14 protein-coding genes are annotated in these 14,899 nt (G+C 67.5%); 10 read left to right on the plus strand and 4 right to left on the minus strand.

Annotated features, from left to right (window positions below):
• Positions 1-10 precede the first annotated feature (10 nt).
• The 6 genes from ACODRX_RS16780 to ACODRX_RS16805 are packed head-to-tail and all read left to right on the plus strand — an operon-like array spanning position 11 to position 6,659.
• Positions 11-1,291: a TRAP transporter large permease subunit gene (locus ACODRX_RS16780; protein WP_488872669.1), complete on the plus strand. Its 1,281-nt coding sequence runs from the start codon at positions 11-13 to the stop codon at positions 1,289-1,291.
• Positions 1,292-1,329: 38 nt separating this feature from the next.
• The gene (locus ACODRX_RS16785) at positions 1,330-2,322 is read left to right on the plus strand and encodes a TRAP transporter substrate-binding protein (protein ID WP_488872670.1); all 993 of its coding nucleotides are present in this window, start codon (positions 1,330-1,332) and stop codon (positions 2,320-2,322) included.
• Entirely contained in the window at positions 2,322-3,224 is a 903-nt protein-coding gene (locus tag ACODRX_RS16790) for an amidohydrolase family protein (RefSeq protein ID WP_488872671.1), read from the plus strand. The genes ACODRX_RS16785 and ACODRX_RS16790 overlap by 1 nt, the downstream gene beginning before the upstream one ends.
• Positions 3,221-4,177, plus strand: coding sequence for an amidohydrolase family protein (locus tag ACODRX_RS16795; protein WP_488872672.1), 957 nt, complete (start codon positions 3,221-3,223; stop codon positions 4,175-4,177). Before ACODRX_RS16790 ends, ACODRX_RS16795 begins: the two co-directional genes overlap by 4 nt.
• Positions 4,178-4,188: 11 nt before the next feature.
• Positions 4,189-5,187, plus strand: a complete 999-nt coding sequence (locus ACODRX_RS16800) for a TRAP transporter substrate-binding protein (protein WP_488872673.1) — start codon at positions 4,189-4,191, stop codon at positions 5,185-5,187.
• Between the two features lie 20 nt (positions 5,188-5,207).
• Positions 5,208-6,659: an aldehyde dehydrogenase family protein gene (locus ACODRX_RS16805; protein WP_488872674.1), complete on the plus strand. Its 1,452-nt coding sequence runs from the start codon at positions 5,208-5,210 to the stop codon at positions 6,657-6,659.
• A gap of 19 nt (positions 6,660-6,678) precedes the next feature.
• Here ACODRX_RS16805 and ACODRX_RS16810 read toward each other — a convergent pair whose 3' ends face one another.
• The 4 genes from ACODRX_RS16810 to ACODRX_RS16825 all read right to left on the minus strand — a co-directional run bounded on the left by ACODRX_RS16810 (position 6,679) and on the right by ACODRX_RS16825 (position 11,022).
• Positions 6,679-7,620, minus strand: a complete 942-nt coding sequence (locus ACODRX_RS16810) for a LysR family transcriptional regulator (protein WP_488872675.1) — start codon at positions 7,618-7,620, stop codon at positions 6,679-6,681.
• 99 nt (positions 7,621-7,719) lie between these two features.
• Positions 7,720-8,355, minus strand: coding sequence for a glutathione S-transferase family protein (locus ACODRX_RS16815; protein ID WP_488872676.1), 636 nt, complete (start codon positions 8,353-8,355; stop codon positions 7,720-7,722).
• Between the two features lie 9 nt (positions 8,356-8,364).
• On the minus strand, positions 8,365-10,149 hold the full coding sequence (locus ACODRX_RS16820; protein WP_488872677.1) for a Rieske 2Fe-2S domain-containing protein: 1,785 nt from the start codon (positions 10,147-10,149) through the stop codon (positions 8,365-8,367).
• Between the two features lie 24 nt (positions 10,150-10,173).
• Positions 10,174-11,022: an aromatic ring-hydroxylating dioxygenase subunit alpha gene (locus ACODRX_RS16825; protein WP_488872678.1), complete on the minus strand. Its 849-nt coding sequence runs from the start codon at positions 11,020-11,022 to the stop codon at positions 10,174-10,176.
• 188 nt (positions 11,023-11,210) lie between these two features.
• Here ACODRX_RS16825 and ACODRX_RS16830 point away from each other — a divergent pair, with 188 nt between their 5' ends.
• The 4 genes from ACODRX_RS16830 to ACODRX_RS16845 all read left to right on the plus strand — a co-directional run bounded on the left by ACODRX_RS16830 (position 11,211) and on the right by ACODRX_RS16845 (position 14,790).
• The gene (locus ACODRX_RS16830) at positions 11,211-12,143 is read left to right on the plus strand and encodes a DHH family phosphoesterase (RefSeq protein WP_488872679.1); all 933 of its coding nucleotides are present in this window, start codon (positions 11,211-11,213) and stop codon (positions 12,141-12,143) included.
• Positions 12,140-12,373: a cysteine-rich CWC family protein gene (locus tag ACODRX_RS16835; protein ID WP_488872680.1), complete on the plus strand. Its 234-nt coding sequence runs from the start codon at positions 12,140-12,142 to the stop codon at positions 12,371-12,373. Before ACODRX_RS16830 ends, ACODRX_RS16835 begins: the two co-directional genes overlap by 4 nt.
• 125 nt (positions 12,374-12,498) lie before the next feature.
• Positions 12,499-13,974 (plus strand): DHA2 family efflux MFS transporter permease subunit, encoded by a 1,476-nt coding sequence (locus ACODRX_RS16840; RefSeq protein WP_488872681.1) that lies wholly within the window; start codon positions 12,499-12,501, stop codon positions 13,972-13,974.
• A 48-nt stretch (positions 13,975-14,022) separates the two neighbouring features.
• Positions 14,023-14,790, plus strand: coding sequence for a class II glutamine amidotransferase (locus ACODRX_RS16845; protein ID WP_488872682.1), 768 nt, complete (start codon positions 14,023-14,025; stop codon positions 14,788-14,790).
• Positions 14,791-14,899: the final 109 nt, after the last annotated feature.

Genomic DNA, 14,899 nt, shown 5'->3' on the forward strand with positions numbered 1-14,899 from the left:
GGAATAGAACATGACCATTGCCGTCTTCCTCTTCGCGCTGCTTGGCGCCATGGCGCTGGGCGTGCCCATCGCCTTCTCGCTGCTGGCCTGCGGTGTGGCGCTGATGATCCAGCTGGGCACCTTCGACACGCAGATCCTCGCGCAGAACCTGCTCGAAGGCGTGAACAACTACCCGCTGATGGCGGTGCCCTTCTTCATGCTCGCGGGCGAGCTGATGAACGCCGGCGGCCTGTCGCGGCGCATCGTCACCGTGGCCGAGGCCCTGGTGGGCCACGTGCGCGGCGGCCTGGGCTACGTGGCCATCCTGGCCTGCCTGATCGTGGCCAGCATCTCCGGCTCCGCCGTGGCCGACACGGCGGCGGTGGCGGCGCTGCTGATACCGATGATGCGCAACTCCGGCTACAACGTGCCGCGCGCGGCCGGCCTGATCGCCTCGGGCGGCATCATCGCACCCGTGGTGCCGCCGTCCATTCCCATCGTGGTGTTCGGCGTGGCGTCCCAGCTGTCCATCACCAAGCTGTTCATGGCCGGCATCTTCCCCGGCATCATGATGGCGCTGACGCTGGCCGTCACCTGGTGGCTGTGCGCCAGGAAAGAGGCGAACATCACCTCCGGGCGCAAGTTCGATGCCCGCGTGCTTGGCCGCGCACTCATCGACGGCGTCTGGGCGCTGGTGCTGCCGGGCGTGATCATCGGCGGCATGAAGTTCGGCGTGTTCACGCCCACCGAGGCCGCAGTGGTGGCCGTGGTCTATGCGCTGGTGGTGGGGCTCTTCGTGTACCGCGAACTCAGGCTGCGCGAAATCCCGCGCCTCATGCTGGTGGCGGCCAAGACCTCCAGCACGGTGATGTTCCTGGTGGCCGCGGCCCTGGTGTCGGCCTGGCTCATCACCATCGCCGATATTCCGGCGCAGACCACCGCGCTGCTGGAGCCCTTCATGGGCAACAAGATCCTGCTGATGTTCGTGATCATGCTGCTGGTGATCGTGGTGGGCACCGCGCTCGACCTGATGCCCACCGTGCTGATCCTCACGCCCATCCTGATGCCGGTGGTCAAGCAGGCGGGCATAGACCCGTACTACTTCGGCGTGATGTTCATCATGAACAACGCCATCGGCCTGCTGACGCCGCCCGTGGGCACGGTGCTGAACGTAGTGGCCGGCGTGGCCAAGACCAAGCTGGACGACGTGATCAAGGGCGTATGGCCCTTCCTGCTGGCGCAGACCCTGTTGATGTTCCTGTTCGTGCTGTTCCCGCAGCTCATCACCGTGCCGGCCAGCTGGTTCCGCTGAACACTGCATCGGCCGAGATAACTTCAAGGAGACACCTTATGAAAAGAGCCCGATTCATCCAGGCGTTGGCGGCTGCCCTGCCTGCCGCTGCGGCCCTGCTGCTCGCCCAGCCCGCGCTGGCACAGACCAGGCTGCGCCTGGCGCATGCCGGCGCAGAGGCCGAGACCCAGCACCTGGCGGCGCTGGAGTTCGCCAGGCAGGTCAAGTCCCGCACCAACGGCGCGGTCGAAGTACAGGTCTATGGCTCCAGCACGCTGGGCAACGACAACACCGTCATCGCCAGCGTGCGCGGCGGCACCATCGACCTGACCACCTCGGGCACGCCCTACTACACCGGCATGGTGGGCCGCATGAACGTGCTCGACCTGCCCTACATGTTCGCCAGCACCGAGCATGCCTACAAGGTGCTCGACGGCCCCATCGGCCGTAGCCTGCTCGACGAGCTGGAGAGCCACGGCATGAAAGGCCTGGCCTACTGGGAAGTGGGCTTTCGCAGCCTGACCAACTCCCGGCATCCCGTGCGCACACCCGACGATGTCAAGGGCCTGAAGATCCGCACCACGCCCAATCCGGCGCACATCAAGGCCTTCCAGCTCATGGGCGCCGCCCCCACGCCCATGCCACTGGCCGAGGTGTTCGGCGCCCTGGAGAGCAAGGCCGTGGATGGGCAGGAGAACCCGGTCAACATCGTGCGCAACAACAAGTTCTACGAAGTGCAGAAATACATGTCGCTCACGCGCCATGCCTACACCGCCATGCCGGTGGCGATGAACAAGAAGAAGTTCGACAGCCTCAAGCCCGAGCAGCAGCAGGCCCTGATCGAGGCCGCCCGGGCCGCGGGCACCTACCAGCGCGAGCTGATCAAGAAAAACGAGGCCGCCGATATTGCATTCCTGCGCTCGCAGGGCATGCAGGTCGAGGACAACATCAACACCGAGCCCTTTCGCAAGGTGGTGGCCGAGCCGATCAAGCAGATGTTCGTCGAGAAGTACGGCCCCCAGTTGATTGACGCCATCCAGCAGACGAAGTGATGCTTCCGATCGTTGATGCCCACCACCACTTGTGGGACCTGTCGCAAGGCCGCTACCCTTGGCTGCAGCAGGAGTACGACGCCGCCAGCTTCTTTCTCGGCGACTACCGCGCGCTGTGCCAGGACTTCCTGCCCGCGCACTACCAGGCAGCCAGCGCAGGCTGCAACCTGGTTGCCACCGTGCATGTGGAGGCCGAGCGCGACCGCGGCGAACAGGTGGCCGAGACCGCGTGGCTGCACGAGCAGCATGCGCGGCATGGCTTTCCCAACGCCGTGGTGGCCCATGCCTGGCTGGACCGGTCCGAGACCGAGGAGCGCCTGCGCCAGCACCTGCGCTACCCGCTGCTGCGCGGCATCCGCAGCAAGCCCGTCACCTCGGCGGCGCCTGACGAGTCCGTACACGGCCAGCCCGGCACCATGCAGGACGAGCGCTGGCTCAAGGGCCTGGCGCTGCTGCCCGAGCTGGGCCTGAGCTGGGACCTGCGCGTGCCCAGCTGGCACCTGGCCGAGGCGGCCGAGGTGGCGGCGATGTTCCCGCGGCTGGCCATCGTGCTCAACCACCACGGCTTCGCCTGGGACCGCAGTGCGCAGGGCCTGCGGCAATGGCGCCAGGGCATGGAGCGGCTGGCGCGCGAGCCCAACGTGCATGTCAAGCTCTCCGAGTTCGGCCTGCGCGGCCAGCCCTGGGGCGAGGCCGGCAACGCGGCCATCGTGCGCGACACCCTGGCCATCTTCGGCTGGCAGCGCTGCATGTTCGCCAGCAACTTTCCCGTGGCCGGGCTGCGCATAGGCTACCGCGAACTGGTGGCCGCCATGCTGCGCATGACCGCCCACCTTGGGCCCGAACAGCAGCGCGCCGTGATGGGCGGCAATGCGCTGCGCTTTTACCGCATCGCGCCATGAACGGCGAGCTTCAGGCCGCGCGCAGCGAATTCCTGGCCACGCAGGACGAGCGCCTGCTGCCCATCGTCGATGCGCACCACCACTTCTGGGATGTGGAGCGCAATCCGCATCCGTGGCTGCAGCAGCGGCCGCTGATTCCGTTTCGCTATGGCGACTACAGCGCCATCTGCCGCGACTTCCTGCCCGCGGACTACCGCCGCAGCCAAGGTGCGCACCGCGTGCTGCGCCATGTGCTGATGGAAGGCGAATGGGACCCGCGCGACCCCACCGGCGAGGCGCTGTGGGTGGCGCAGTTGGCCCGCCAGACCGGCAAGCCCCATGCGCTGGCGGCGCAGGCCTGGCTCGACCGCGAGGTGCTGGATGAACAGCTGGCCGCCTACGCCCGCCTGCCGCTGGTGCGCAGTGTGCGCCACAAGCCGCGCAGCCTGCCGCGCGCCGAACACCATGCCGGCTATGCGGCGCCCGGATCGATGCGCTGCCCGCGCTGGCGCAGCGGCTATGCCCGGCTGGAGTCGGCGGGCCTGATGTTCGAGCTGCAGGCGCCCTGGTGGCATTTCGGCGAGGCCGCCGAGCTGGCGCGCGACTTTCCGCGCACCCGCATCATCGTCAACCACACCGGCCTGCCCGCCGAGCGCGACGCCGCCTCGCTGGCCGCCTGGCGCGGCGCGCTGGCGGCGCTGGCGCGCGAGCCCAACGTCTTCCTCAAGATCTCGGGCCTGGGCGTGGCCGGCCAGCGCTGGACGCCCGCGCTGCAGGCGCCGGTGGTGAACGATGCGATCCAGGCCTTCGGCTGGCAGCGCTGCATGTTCGCCAGCAACCACCCGGTCGATGCGCTGGTGGCCAGCCTCCCGGACATCTTCGCAGGCTTCAAGCAGATCACCGCCAGCCTGCCCGCAGCCCAGCGCCTGGCGCTGTTCTGCGACAACGCCATTTCTCTATATCGCTTGCAATGAAGGAGACAACCATGAAAAAGACCTGGAAACTGGCCCTGCTGGCCGCAACCCTGGCTGCCAGCGCCCTGGCGGGCGCGCAGGAGATCAAGGCCCGCTTTGGCACCAGCCTGCCCGACAGCCACCCGCAGACCCTGGGCGCGCGCAAGTTCGCCGAGCTGGTCGCAGCCAAGACGGCGGGGCGTATCAAGGTGTCGGTGTATTCCGCCGGCCAGCTCGGCAGCGACCTGCAGATGCAGGCCGCGCTGCAGGGCGGCACGCAGGAGTTCACCGCCCCGTCCACCGCCACGCTGGCCGGCCTGGTGAAGGAATTCGGCGTGCTGGGCCTGCCGTTCTCGTTCGCCAACGAGAAGGAGGCCGATGCGGTGCTCGACGGTCCCTTCGGCAAGAAGCTGCTGGCCAAGCTGCCCGAGCGCGGCCTGGTGGGCCTGGCTTTCTGGGAGAACGGCTTTCGCAACGTGACCAACAGCAAGCGCCCCATCGTGCATGCCGACGACATCGCGGGCCTGAAGATCCGCACCATGCAGAACAACCTCTACATCGACATGTTCGGCGGCCTGGGCGCCAATCCGGTGCCCATGTCGGTGACCGAGCTATTCACAGCGCTGGAGTCGCGCGCCGTCGATGCCCAGGAGAACCCCTACACCGTGGTCCATGCGCAGAAGTTCTACGACGTGCAGAAATACCTCTCGACCACGGGCCATGCCTACGATGCGCTGGCGCTGATCGCGTCGAAGAAATTCTGGGACAGGCTGTCCGCGGCCGACCGGAAGGCCATCCAGGATGCCGCCGCCGAAGCCACCACCTACGAGCGCCAGACCAGCCGCGACCTCAACGCCAGGCTGCGCACGGAGCTGACGCGGCTGGGCATGCAGATCAACGATGTCTCGCCGCAAGAGCGCGCGCGCATGCGCGAGAAACTGCAGCCAGTGATCGCCAAGTACACCGCGGGCGCCGGCGAAGAAACCGCGCGCGAGTTCTTCGCCGCCATCGACCAAGCCCGCAAACCCTGACTTTTTTCTGCGCTACCGCCATGACCTCGAAACACCACAACCTCATCAACGGCGCCTGGACGCCCGGCCAGTCCTACGCCCCCAACACCAACCCCAGCAATCTGGCCGACGTGCTCGGCGACTACGCCCAGGGCGATGCCGCCGATGTGGATGCCGCGGTCGCCGCGGCCACTGCCGCGTTTGCTGGCTGGAGCACCTCGGGCATTCAGGCGCGCAGCGATGCGCTGGACAAGATTGGCTCCGAGATCCTGGCACGCAAGGAGGAGCTGGGCGAGCTGCTGGCACGCGAGGAAGGCAAGGTGCGCGCCGAGGCCATCGGCGAGGTGGCGCGCGCCGGCCAGATCTTCAAGTTCTTCGCCGGCGAATGCCTGCGCCTGGCGGGCGAGGTGCTGCCTTCGGTGCGCCCGGGCATTGGCGTGGAGATCACCCGCGAGCCCGTCGGCGTGGTGGGCCTGATCACGCCGTGGAACTTTCCCATCGCCATCCCGGCCTGGAAGATCGCGCCCGCGCTGGCCTTTGGCAATTGCGTGGTCCTGAAGCCCGCCGACCTGGTGCCGGGCTGCGCCTGGGCGCTGGCCGAGATCATCCACCGCAGCGGCATTCCGGCCGGCGTGTTCAACCTGGTCATGGGCCGGGGCCGGGTGATCGGCGATGCGCTGGTGCGCCACCCCGGCGTGGCGGCGATCAGCTTCACCGGCTCGGTGGCCGTGGGCCGGGGCATCGCCGCGGCCTGCGTGGAGTCGGGCAAGAAGGTGCAGCTGGAGATGGGCGGCAAGAACCCGCAGCTGGTGCTGGACGACGCCGACCTGGCGCAGGCAGTGGAGCTGTCGGCACAAAGCTGCTTCTACTCCACCGGCCAGCGCTGTACCGCGTCGAGCCGGCTGATCGTCACCGAGCGGATCTATCCGGCCTTCGTCGCGGCGCTGGCGGCGCGCATCGAGGCGATCAAGGTCGGGGCCGCGCTGGCCGTGGGCACCGACATGGGGCCGGTGGTGAGCCAGGCGCAGCTGGAGCAGGATCTCTCCTATGTGCAGATCGGCCAGGCCGAGGGCGCCCGGCTGGTCAGCGGCGGCGCCCGCGTGGCCTGCCATACGGGCAGCGGCCATGAGGGCTATTTCATGGCGCCGGCGCTGTTTGCCGACACCACGCCGGCGATGCGCATCAACCGCGAGGAGATCTTCGGTCCGGTGGCCAGCGTGATCCGCGCGAAGGACTACGAGGAGGCGCTGCAGCTGGCCAACGACACCGAGTTCGGCCTGTCAGCCGGCATTGCGACCACCAGCCTCAAGTACGCCACGCACTTCAAGCGCCATGCCCAGGCCGGCATGGTGATGGTGAACCTGCCCACGGCTGGCGTGGACTACCACGTGCCGTTTGGCGGCCGCAAGGGCTCCAGCTACGGGCCGCGCGAGCAAGGGCGCTATGCGCAGGAGTTCTTCACCACGGTGAAGACGGCCTATACCCTGGCATGAGCAGGCACTCGCCAGCCGCTCACCGGCCGCTCTGCGCCGCGGCCTGCTCGCGCCGTATCTCTTCGCCCACCAGGGCGATCTCGCTGCGCAGCCAGCGGTGGGCGGGATCGGTGTGGCGCCGCCCGTGCCAGACCTGCGATACGGTAAAGCCCCGTATCTCCACCGGCGGCTCCAGTATCTGCAGGGGCAAGGCATTGCCGATGCGGCGGGCGGTCAGCTCGCCGATCAGGCCGATCAGGTCCAGCTGCGACACCAGCATGGGCGCGAGCATGAAATGGGGAATGGTCAACGAGGTCTGGGCGCGGATTCCCAGGGCGCCATACAGGTTGCCGATGACCTCCGACTCCTTCACCGCGCCATACATGCTGCTGGCGCGCAGATGCTTTGCCTGGCAGAACTGCTCCAGCGACAGGCTGCCGTCGATGTCGGGATGGCCGATCCGCACCATCGCCTTGAGCCGATCCGAAAACAGCTCCCTGAGATAGAAGTTCGGCGGCGCGCTCTGCTCGTTCCACAGCACCAGGTCGATCTCGCCATCCTTCAGCGCGAAGAGATCATCCTGCGGCTTGAGCGGCCGGATGTCGAGCTCCACCCCCGGGGCCACCATCGCAAGGCGCTGGACCAGCGGCGGCAGCAGGATGAAGCCGATGTAGTCGCTCATGGCGATCCGGAACACGCCGCTGAAACTGGCCGTGTCGAAGCCCTCGGCCGGACGCACCAGCGCATCGAGCGCAGCCAGCGCGCGCTGCAGCGGCTCTGCCAGCTCAAGCGCCCGCGCCGTCGGCACCAGGCCGCGCCCCATGGACACGAACAGCGGGTCGCCGAACATCCCGCGCAGCCGCCCCAGGGCGTGGCTGACCGCGGACTGGGTCATGTTCAACTGCTGTGCGGCTCGCGTGACGCTGCACTCCTTGACGAGCGCGGCGAACACCTGGAGCGACTTGAGGTCGACATTGTGCAAGCTGTCTCCGTATCCTGCTATTGCATCCAGCGTGGCGGGCGGGATGCTTGGCCAGATAACCCTCACCGGGCGCGAGGGCGCATTGTAGTGCCGGCAGCCCTACGTCGATGCCGGGAAAATGCCCGCCATGACAATGAATCCCGGCAGGCGCTTGAGCCGGTCGATCCAGCGCCGCACGGCCGGGTAGTCCATCAGCGAAATGCCGCCCTCGTCGGATAGCGCGATGTAGGGGAAGCAGGCGATGTCGGCCACCGTCGGATGCGCGCCGCTGCAGATCCAGCCCGCGTCCTCGCGTTCGGAGAACCACAGCCGCTCATCGAGCACGCGAAAGAGCGCATGCGCGCCGGCGCGGGCCTTTTCCACATCGATGTCGTAGCGCAGCAGGTCGTGCAGCCGTGCGGCCGAAGCGGTGCCGGTGATGCTGTCGGCGAAGGCCAGCCACATATTGGTCTCGCCCAGGCGCCTGGGATCGGCCACCGGGTACCAGAGGCCGCTGCTGTCGTAGCGCGCCGCGAGATAGCTCAGGATCGCCTGCGCATCGCGCAGCACGAACCCGCCATCGTCGAGCACCGGCAGCTGCCCCAGCGGATTGATCGCAAGAAACGCATCGCTCTTGTGCTCCTGGCCGGGAAAGAACTCCACCGGGACCTTGCGGTATTCAAGGCCCAGCATGCTCATGAACAGGCGCAGCTTGTAGCAGTTGCCGGAGAGCTCATAGTCGTAAAGCGTGATCATCGGCACTTCCTACAGATCGAGAACCAGCAGATCCGAGCGGCTGCGCGACACGCATGGCAGCAGGCAGCGGTTTTCCCGCCTTTCATCGTTGCTGAGATAGACATCGCGGTGCTCCGGCTCGCCTTCGATGACGCCGGTGCGGCAGGTGCCGCACACGCCCTGCTCGCAAGAAGTATCGATGGCCACCCCGTGTGCCTTGAGCATGTCCGCGAGCGTCGTGCCCGCGGGCACGGTGAACTCCGTCTTGCGCTGCGCCAGCCGAACGCGGAAAGGCCGGTCCGCTTCGTGCGACACCGCATTCGAAAAGAGCTCGAAGTGAACCCTTTGCTCAGCGATGCCCGTGGCCAGGGCACGCTCGCGCACCATGTCGATCAACGGCCGCGGCCCGCAGACGTAGACCTGGCAGCCGTTCGCCAGCTCTTTCACCGCCTTCTCCAGCGCGGCATCCACGGCTTGGCGGGTGGCCTCGACGGCCAGGCCGGCATGCACATGGATGCCCTCCAGGCCCGCCAGCCGCTCGCCAAAAGCCACGTGCGCCTGGCTGCGGCTGAAGTAGTGAAGCGCATAGGGCAGCCCGGCGGCCTGCAGCGCCGCGCCCATGGCCAGGATCGGCGTGATGCCTATGCCACCGGCGATCAGCAGGCCGCCCTGGCCCGGCATCAGCGCAAAGTGGTTCTTCGGCCGCGAGACGGTCAGGCTGTCGCCCACCGCGAGCGCGCTGTGCATGGAGCTGGAGCCGCCCCGGGAGGCCGGCTCCAGCTTGGTGCCGATGATGTAGGCGTCGCGCTCATGCGGCGCGTTGACCAGCGAATACTGGCGCACCAGCCCCGCGGGCGTGTGCACATCGATATGCGCGCCCGCCGTGATCTCCACCGCCACACCCGCCGGCAGCGCCAGCCGGAACGCGGCGATGTCCTCGGCGGCAGCCCAGCGTTCGGCCACCGTGGCCTTGAACAGCGCATGGCCGGAGCTTGCCCGTGCCGCGGCCGGGAGCACAGGCCTCGGGACAGGCTCGGCCGGCGCCTCTGCCGGAGCGTTTGATGGAGCGTTTGCCGGCCGCCCACCAGCCGCCGGCGCTTCGCCGCGCTCCACATGCCGGCGCAGCGCGCTGAGCCTTCGGTTGTGCCAATGCAGCAGCGTGCGCTCATCCATGCCCGCGGCCTCGGCCGATGCATGCACGATGGTCCGCTGGACGTCGGCCGGCTGCAGCCAGAAGCGGATGCGCTGCCGCACGCCAGCCGATTCCCATGCCAGATCCAGCGCATTGCCACTGCGGGCCGCGCTCTGGCTCTGCGGCAATGCATCAGGGTCGTGTTCGGCGTAGCGCTCCAGGGCGGCGGCAACCGCATCGGCACCCGCCCGGATCACCAGGCTGCGTAACGGCACGGACAGTGGCACCGGCAGCGGCGCGGCCTCGGGAACAGGCCCGGCCGCGGCCCCCGCGGCCAGGTTGACCCAGACGTAGCCGTGCGCCTGCGCGGCGGCGAATGCCTGTGCGCAGAGGCTGCGCGGCGGCGCGCCATCGGCGGCGGCAGGCATGCGGATGCAGCGCCCGTCGCCGCTCTGGTACTGCCAGCCGTGGTACTGGCAGCGCAGCGTCGCGCCGGTGTTCACGCCCAGCGACAGCCGCACGCTGCGATGCGGGCAGCGGTTCTCCCAGGCATTGACCTGGCCATCGTCTGCGCGCCACAGCGCCAGTTCCGCGCCATGCAGCTGGCCGTGAAAGACGTGGTGCAGGGGCAGATCGTCTGCGCGCGCTACCGGGTACCATTGATCCAGTGGGGTATTCACCATGTTTTCCTGTCGAGAACGCCTGCTTCAGAGCGTGCGGTATGTGCCGTAGGTGATGCGGTTGTCGCGCAGCCAGCGCCTGTAGGCGGCAGACATGGCATCGGCGCGCGCGGGTATCTCGAATTTCGGGTCGAGCGGCAGGGTGCGCGGGAGATGGTTGGACAGGATCATCAGGTCCTGCCCGAAGATGGTCTGCTGGAACAGCCGCAAGTCCCGGTCGCTGGAGGTATCGTCGAGATAGGCCATCACCACGTGCGCGACGCACCACTCCTCATCCACCGGCTGCACGAACAGGCAGATCACATCCCGCCGCGCCGGCTGGGGCGGGCAAGTCTTGTAGAGAATGGCAACGAACGGCCGGGCGACGCGGTAGATATAGTCCACATCGATGCCGCCGGTTGCCGCAGAGGCGGCCATGGGCTGGAAGAAGCGGCAGTCGCGCGCGTAGATCTCATTGGTCTCGGCCTCGATTTCCACCCGGTACTCGGCCACCACGGTATGGGGCTCCTCGCCCAGGTAGCCGGTATGCACATAAGGAAAGTGCGCCATGTCGAGGAAGTTCTCGATGGCCCGCAGGCCGGAGACATGGACCTGCATGGATCCGGCCCCCAGGACGCGCCGCTCGGCCTCGTCGAATTCGGGCACCGAGAAAAACGGCTGCGGCGCCTCGCCCAACGAGACCCAGTGCGTATGCAAACGGGTGGCCACATGGCAGGCCCCGGGCCCGGCGCGCTGCGCCGTGAAAACCCCGGCGCGATCCCGGCCGTATTCCACCTGCTCGCCCAGCAGGCGCGTCTGGTAGCGCTTGCCGTCCTCCAGGTCGTCGACGATGGCGACCGGATACCAACCATTGCGGATGGCCGCTTCTATCTCCATCGCTTTCTCCCCTGTGGTTTGCCTGACAGGCCGGCCCTGGGGCCGGCATTTGAAAACTATACGGATGCCGCGGGCCTCCAACAATCGGCAGCCGTTCATAGCTGGTATGAAGAAGCCCCAGCTGGCCCTGCCAACACCGGCTAGCCGCCCGCCTGCCTTGGGTATTGTCGCCGCAGGACAATAGCGGCATGAAATTGTTGCCCGATCTCCGCCTGCCGGTGGCTGCCGACCTGCAAGACCCGCATCCCCTGATCATCTACCATGGCCGCCGCTGCCCCGACGGCTTTGGCGCGGCGCTGGCGGCCTGGCTGTTCTTTGGCGACAAGGCCGAATACCGGGGCGTGGACCATGGCGATGTGCAGACCATCGCCGACCTGCCCGAGCTCGCGGGCCGGGCGGTCTACATTCTCGACTTTGCCTTTGGCCCGGAACTGCTCGCGGCCATCGAGGCCGCCAGCGCCAAGCTGGTGCTGCTGGACCACCACAAAAGCGCTGCCGAGAAACTCAGCGGCTACCGCTGCCGCTGCGGCGTCGTGCATTTCGACATGAACAAGTCCGGTGCCCGCCTGGCCTGGGAATTCTTCCACCCCGACCAGGCCATTCCGGCGCTGGTGCTGCATATCGAGGACCGCGACATCTGGCGCTGGCAATATCCCGACAGCGCAGCCTTCCTGGCCGCGCTGGACATGGAGCCGCGCAGCTTCGAGCGCTGGGCCGAGATCGCGGCCTTCAGCGCGGAGCAGATCGTTCAATTCACCGCGCGCGGCGGCGCCATGGACGAGAAGTTCCAGAAGCTGTGCGCCGACATCGCCGAAGGCGCCGCCCCCATCGTCTTCAACGGCGTGGCCGGCCTGATGGTCAACGCCCCCGGCATGTTCCACAGCCAGATCGGCGACATCCTGTCGCGCCAGAGCGGCACGTTTGCGCTGATGTGGTCCGCCAGCGAGAAAGGCGTCAAGGTCGGCCTGCGTTCGCGCTCCGAATTCAACTGCATCCCGCTGGCCGAAAGCATGGGCGGCGGCGGCCATGCGCAGGCCTGCGGCTTTCGCATGGGCATAGAGCGGCTGCCGGAACTGCTGGCCGGCACGCTGACCGCCCCGGCCGTGCCGGCTGCCGCATGACTGCCTCTCCCCTCGAATCGCTGTGCCCGGTCTGCGGCGGCGCCAACCAATGCGCCATCGCCCAGGGCCTGCCGGCGGGGCAGTGCTGGTGCATGAGCGCGCCTATCGCGCCCGCGGCGCTGGCTGCCATCGCGCCGCAGCACCGGGGGCGGCGCTGCATCTGCGCCGCCTGCGCCCAGCCGCCCGCGCCCCCAGGCAAGCCCGCCCCCTTGCCCGCAGATCGCGGATAACGCCAGGCTCCGGCCCTCAGCCCCCTGGCGAAATCACCGGTCTTGCACCGCCCGCAGTGCGGGCACAATCGAATACCGCACAGGCCGCCCGCAGCGCGGCGCCTGTCCTCATGCACTGAATATCTATGCCGATTCGCAATCTCACCGTGCAGGATTTGCGTGAACGCCATGGCGAGCGCTTTCGCTGGCTGCTGCTGTTTGCATCGATGGTGGGCACGATGGCGGCCATCATCTCCTCCACCATCTTCAACGTGGCCATCCCCGAGATGAGCCACCACTTCAACCTGGGGCAGTCGCGCGCGCAGTGGGTCACCTCGGCCTTCATGGTCGCCACCACCGTCGCCATGCTCACCACGCCCTGGCTGCTGTCGCGCTATGGCTATCGCAACACCTACCTGGGCTCGGTGCTGCTGCTGATGGCCGGCGGCATCGGCGGCGGCTTTGCCGGCGACTACAACCTGGTGCTGCTGGCGCGGGTAGCCGAAGGCTTTGCGGCCGGCGTGATCCAGCCCATCCCCGCGATCATCATCCTCCACGCCTTCGAGCCGCACGAGCAGGGACGGGCCAATGGCATCTTCGGCCTCGGCATCGTGCTGGCGCCGGCCATAGGCCCCAGCGTCGGCGGGGTGCTGATCGACTGGTTCGGTTGGCGCTCGGTGTTCTTCATGGTGGTGCCGCTGTGCCTGGCATCCATCTGGCTGGCGCTGCGCTATGTGCCCGTCACCGCGCCCGGCGGCGCACAAGCCGATCGCAACGGCCAGTCGCTCGACTGGGTGGGCCTGGCGATCGCCACCATCGGCACCGTCTCCCTGCTCAACAGCCTGGTGGCGCTGGGCAACGCATCCTTCTACGAAGGCACGATCCTGCTGTGCCTGGCCATCGCCTGCCTGCCCGCCTTCGTCGCCTGGCAAAGGCGGCTGCTGGGCCGCGGCAGCAAGCCGCTGATGGACCTGCGCCTCTTTGAGTGCCGCCCCTTTGCGGTCGGCTGCGTCGTGGCATTCATCTATGGCGTCGCGCTGTTCGGCTCCACCTACCTGCTGCCGGTGCTGATGCAGCTGGGGCTGTCCTATTCGCCCTCCGTCGTCGGCACCGCACTGCTGCCGTCGGGGCTGGTGCTGGGCGGAGCCATCGCCATTGCCGGCCGCCTTGCGGACCGCCTGCCCATCCACTGGCTGGTGGCCGGCGGGCTCAGCCTGCTGGCGCTGTCCTTCGTGTGGCTTGGCATGCTGCAGCCCGAGTCGTCGCTATGGCTGCTGGTGGGCCTGTCGATACTGGGCCGTATAGGCCTGGGCTTCGTGCTGCCGTCGCTGACGCTGGGCAGCATACGCCCGCTGGAAAAAAGCCTGATCTCCCAGGGCTCCAGCACCTTCAGCTTCGTGCGCATGCTGGGGGGAGCCGCCGGCGTCAGCCTGTGCGGCATCATGCTGGAGTGGCGCACCGGCCACTATGCCGGGCTGTCGCCGCTGCCGGGCATCAGCACCGCGGAACGCCTGGCAGGCTTCAGGGACACCTTCTGGATCCTGACGCTGGTGTGCATGCTGGCGGCAGCGGCCGCATGGCAGCTGAAAAACTCAGGCAAGGCCCAGGCTTCGGCCGCATGATCGCCGCACACGCCTATCATCCACCGATGTGCCATTGAAAGAACAGCCATGTGCCAATTGCTGGGTATGAACTGCAATACCCCCACGGACATCACCTTCAGCTTCACCGGCTTCGCGCAAAGAGCCGGCAATACCGACCACCACAGCGATGGCTGGGGCATCGCCTTCTTCGAGGAAGGCGGCCTGCGCCACCTGGTGGACCACCGCCCGGCCATGCAATCCCCGGTGGCGGAAATGGTGCGCAGCTACCCGATCAAGAGCCGCAACGTCATCGCCCATATCCGCAAGGCCACGCAAGGCGAGGTGCTGCTGCAGAACTGCCACCCCTTCGTGCGCGAACTCTGGGGCCGCAACTGGGTCTTCGCGCACAACGGCGACCTGAAGGACTTCCGCCCGCCGCTGCATGCCCACTTCCGCCCGGTAGGCACCACCGACAGCGAGCATGTCTTTTGCTGGATCATGCAGGAGCTGTGGAAGTCGCATGCCTGCACCCCCAGCGTGCAGGAGCTGACCTATACGCTGCGCGAGCTGGCACAGCGCATCAGCCCGCACGGCACCTTCAATTTCCTGCTGTCCAACGGCGAAGCGCTATGGGCGCACGCCACCACCCATCTGTGCTATGTGGAGCGCGCCTACCCCTTCGCCCAGGCCCACCTCTGCGATGAAGACCTCAGTGTCGATTTTTCGCAGGAGACATCGCCCTCGGATCGGGTGGCCGTGATCGTGACTGCGCCGTTGACCCGCAACGAGCAATGGACCTCGTTCGCATCAGGAGAACTGCTGGTGTTCCAGGACGGCACCCGCCTGCAGTTCTGAGCCCACGGTTTTCATTCTTCCAGCCGCCCCAAAGACAAAACCCCCCGGCCTATGAGGCGCGGGGGGTATTGCGGTTGTAGAAGCCTGACGATGACCTACTTTCACACGG

This window comes from Comamonas sp. FG99 (assembly GCF_057808605.1).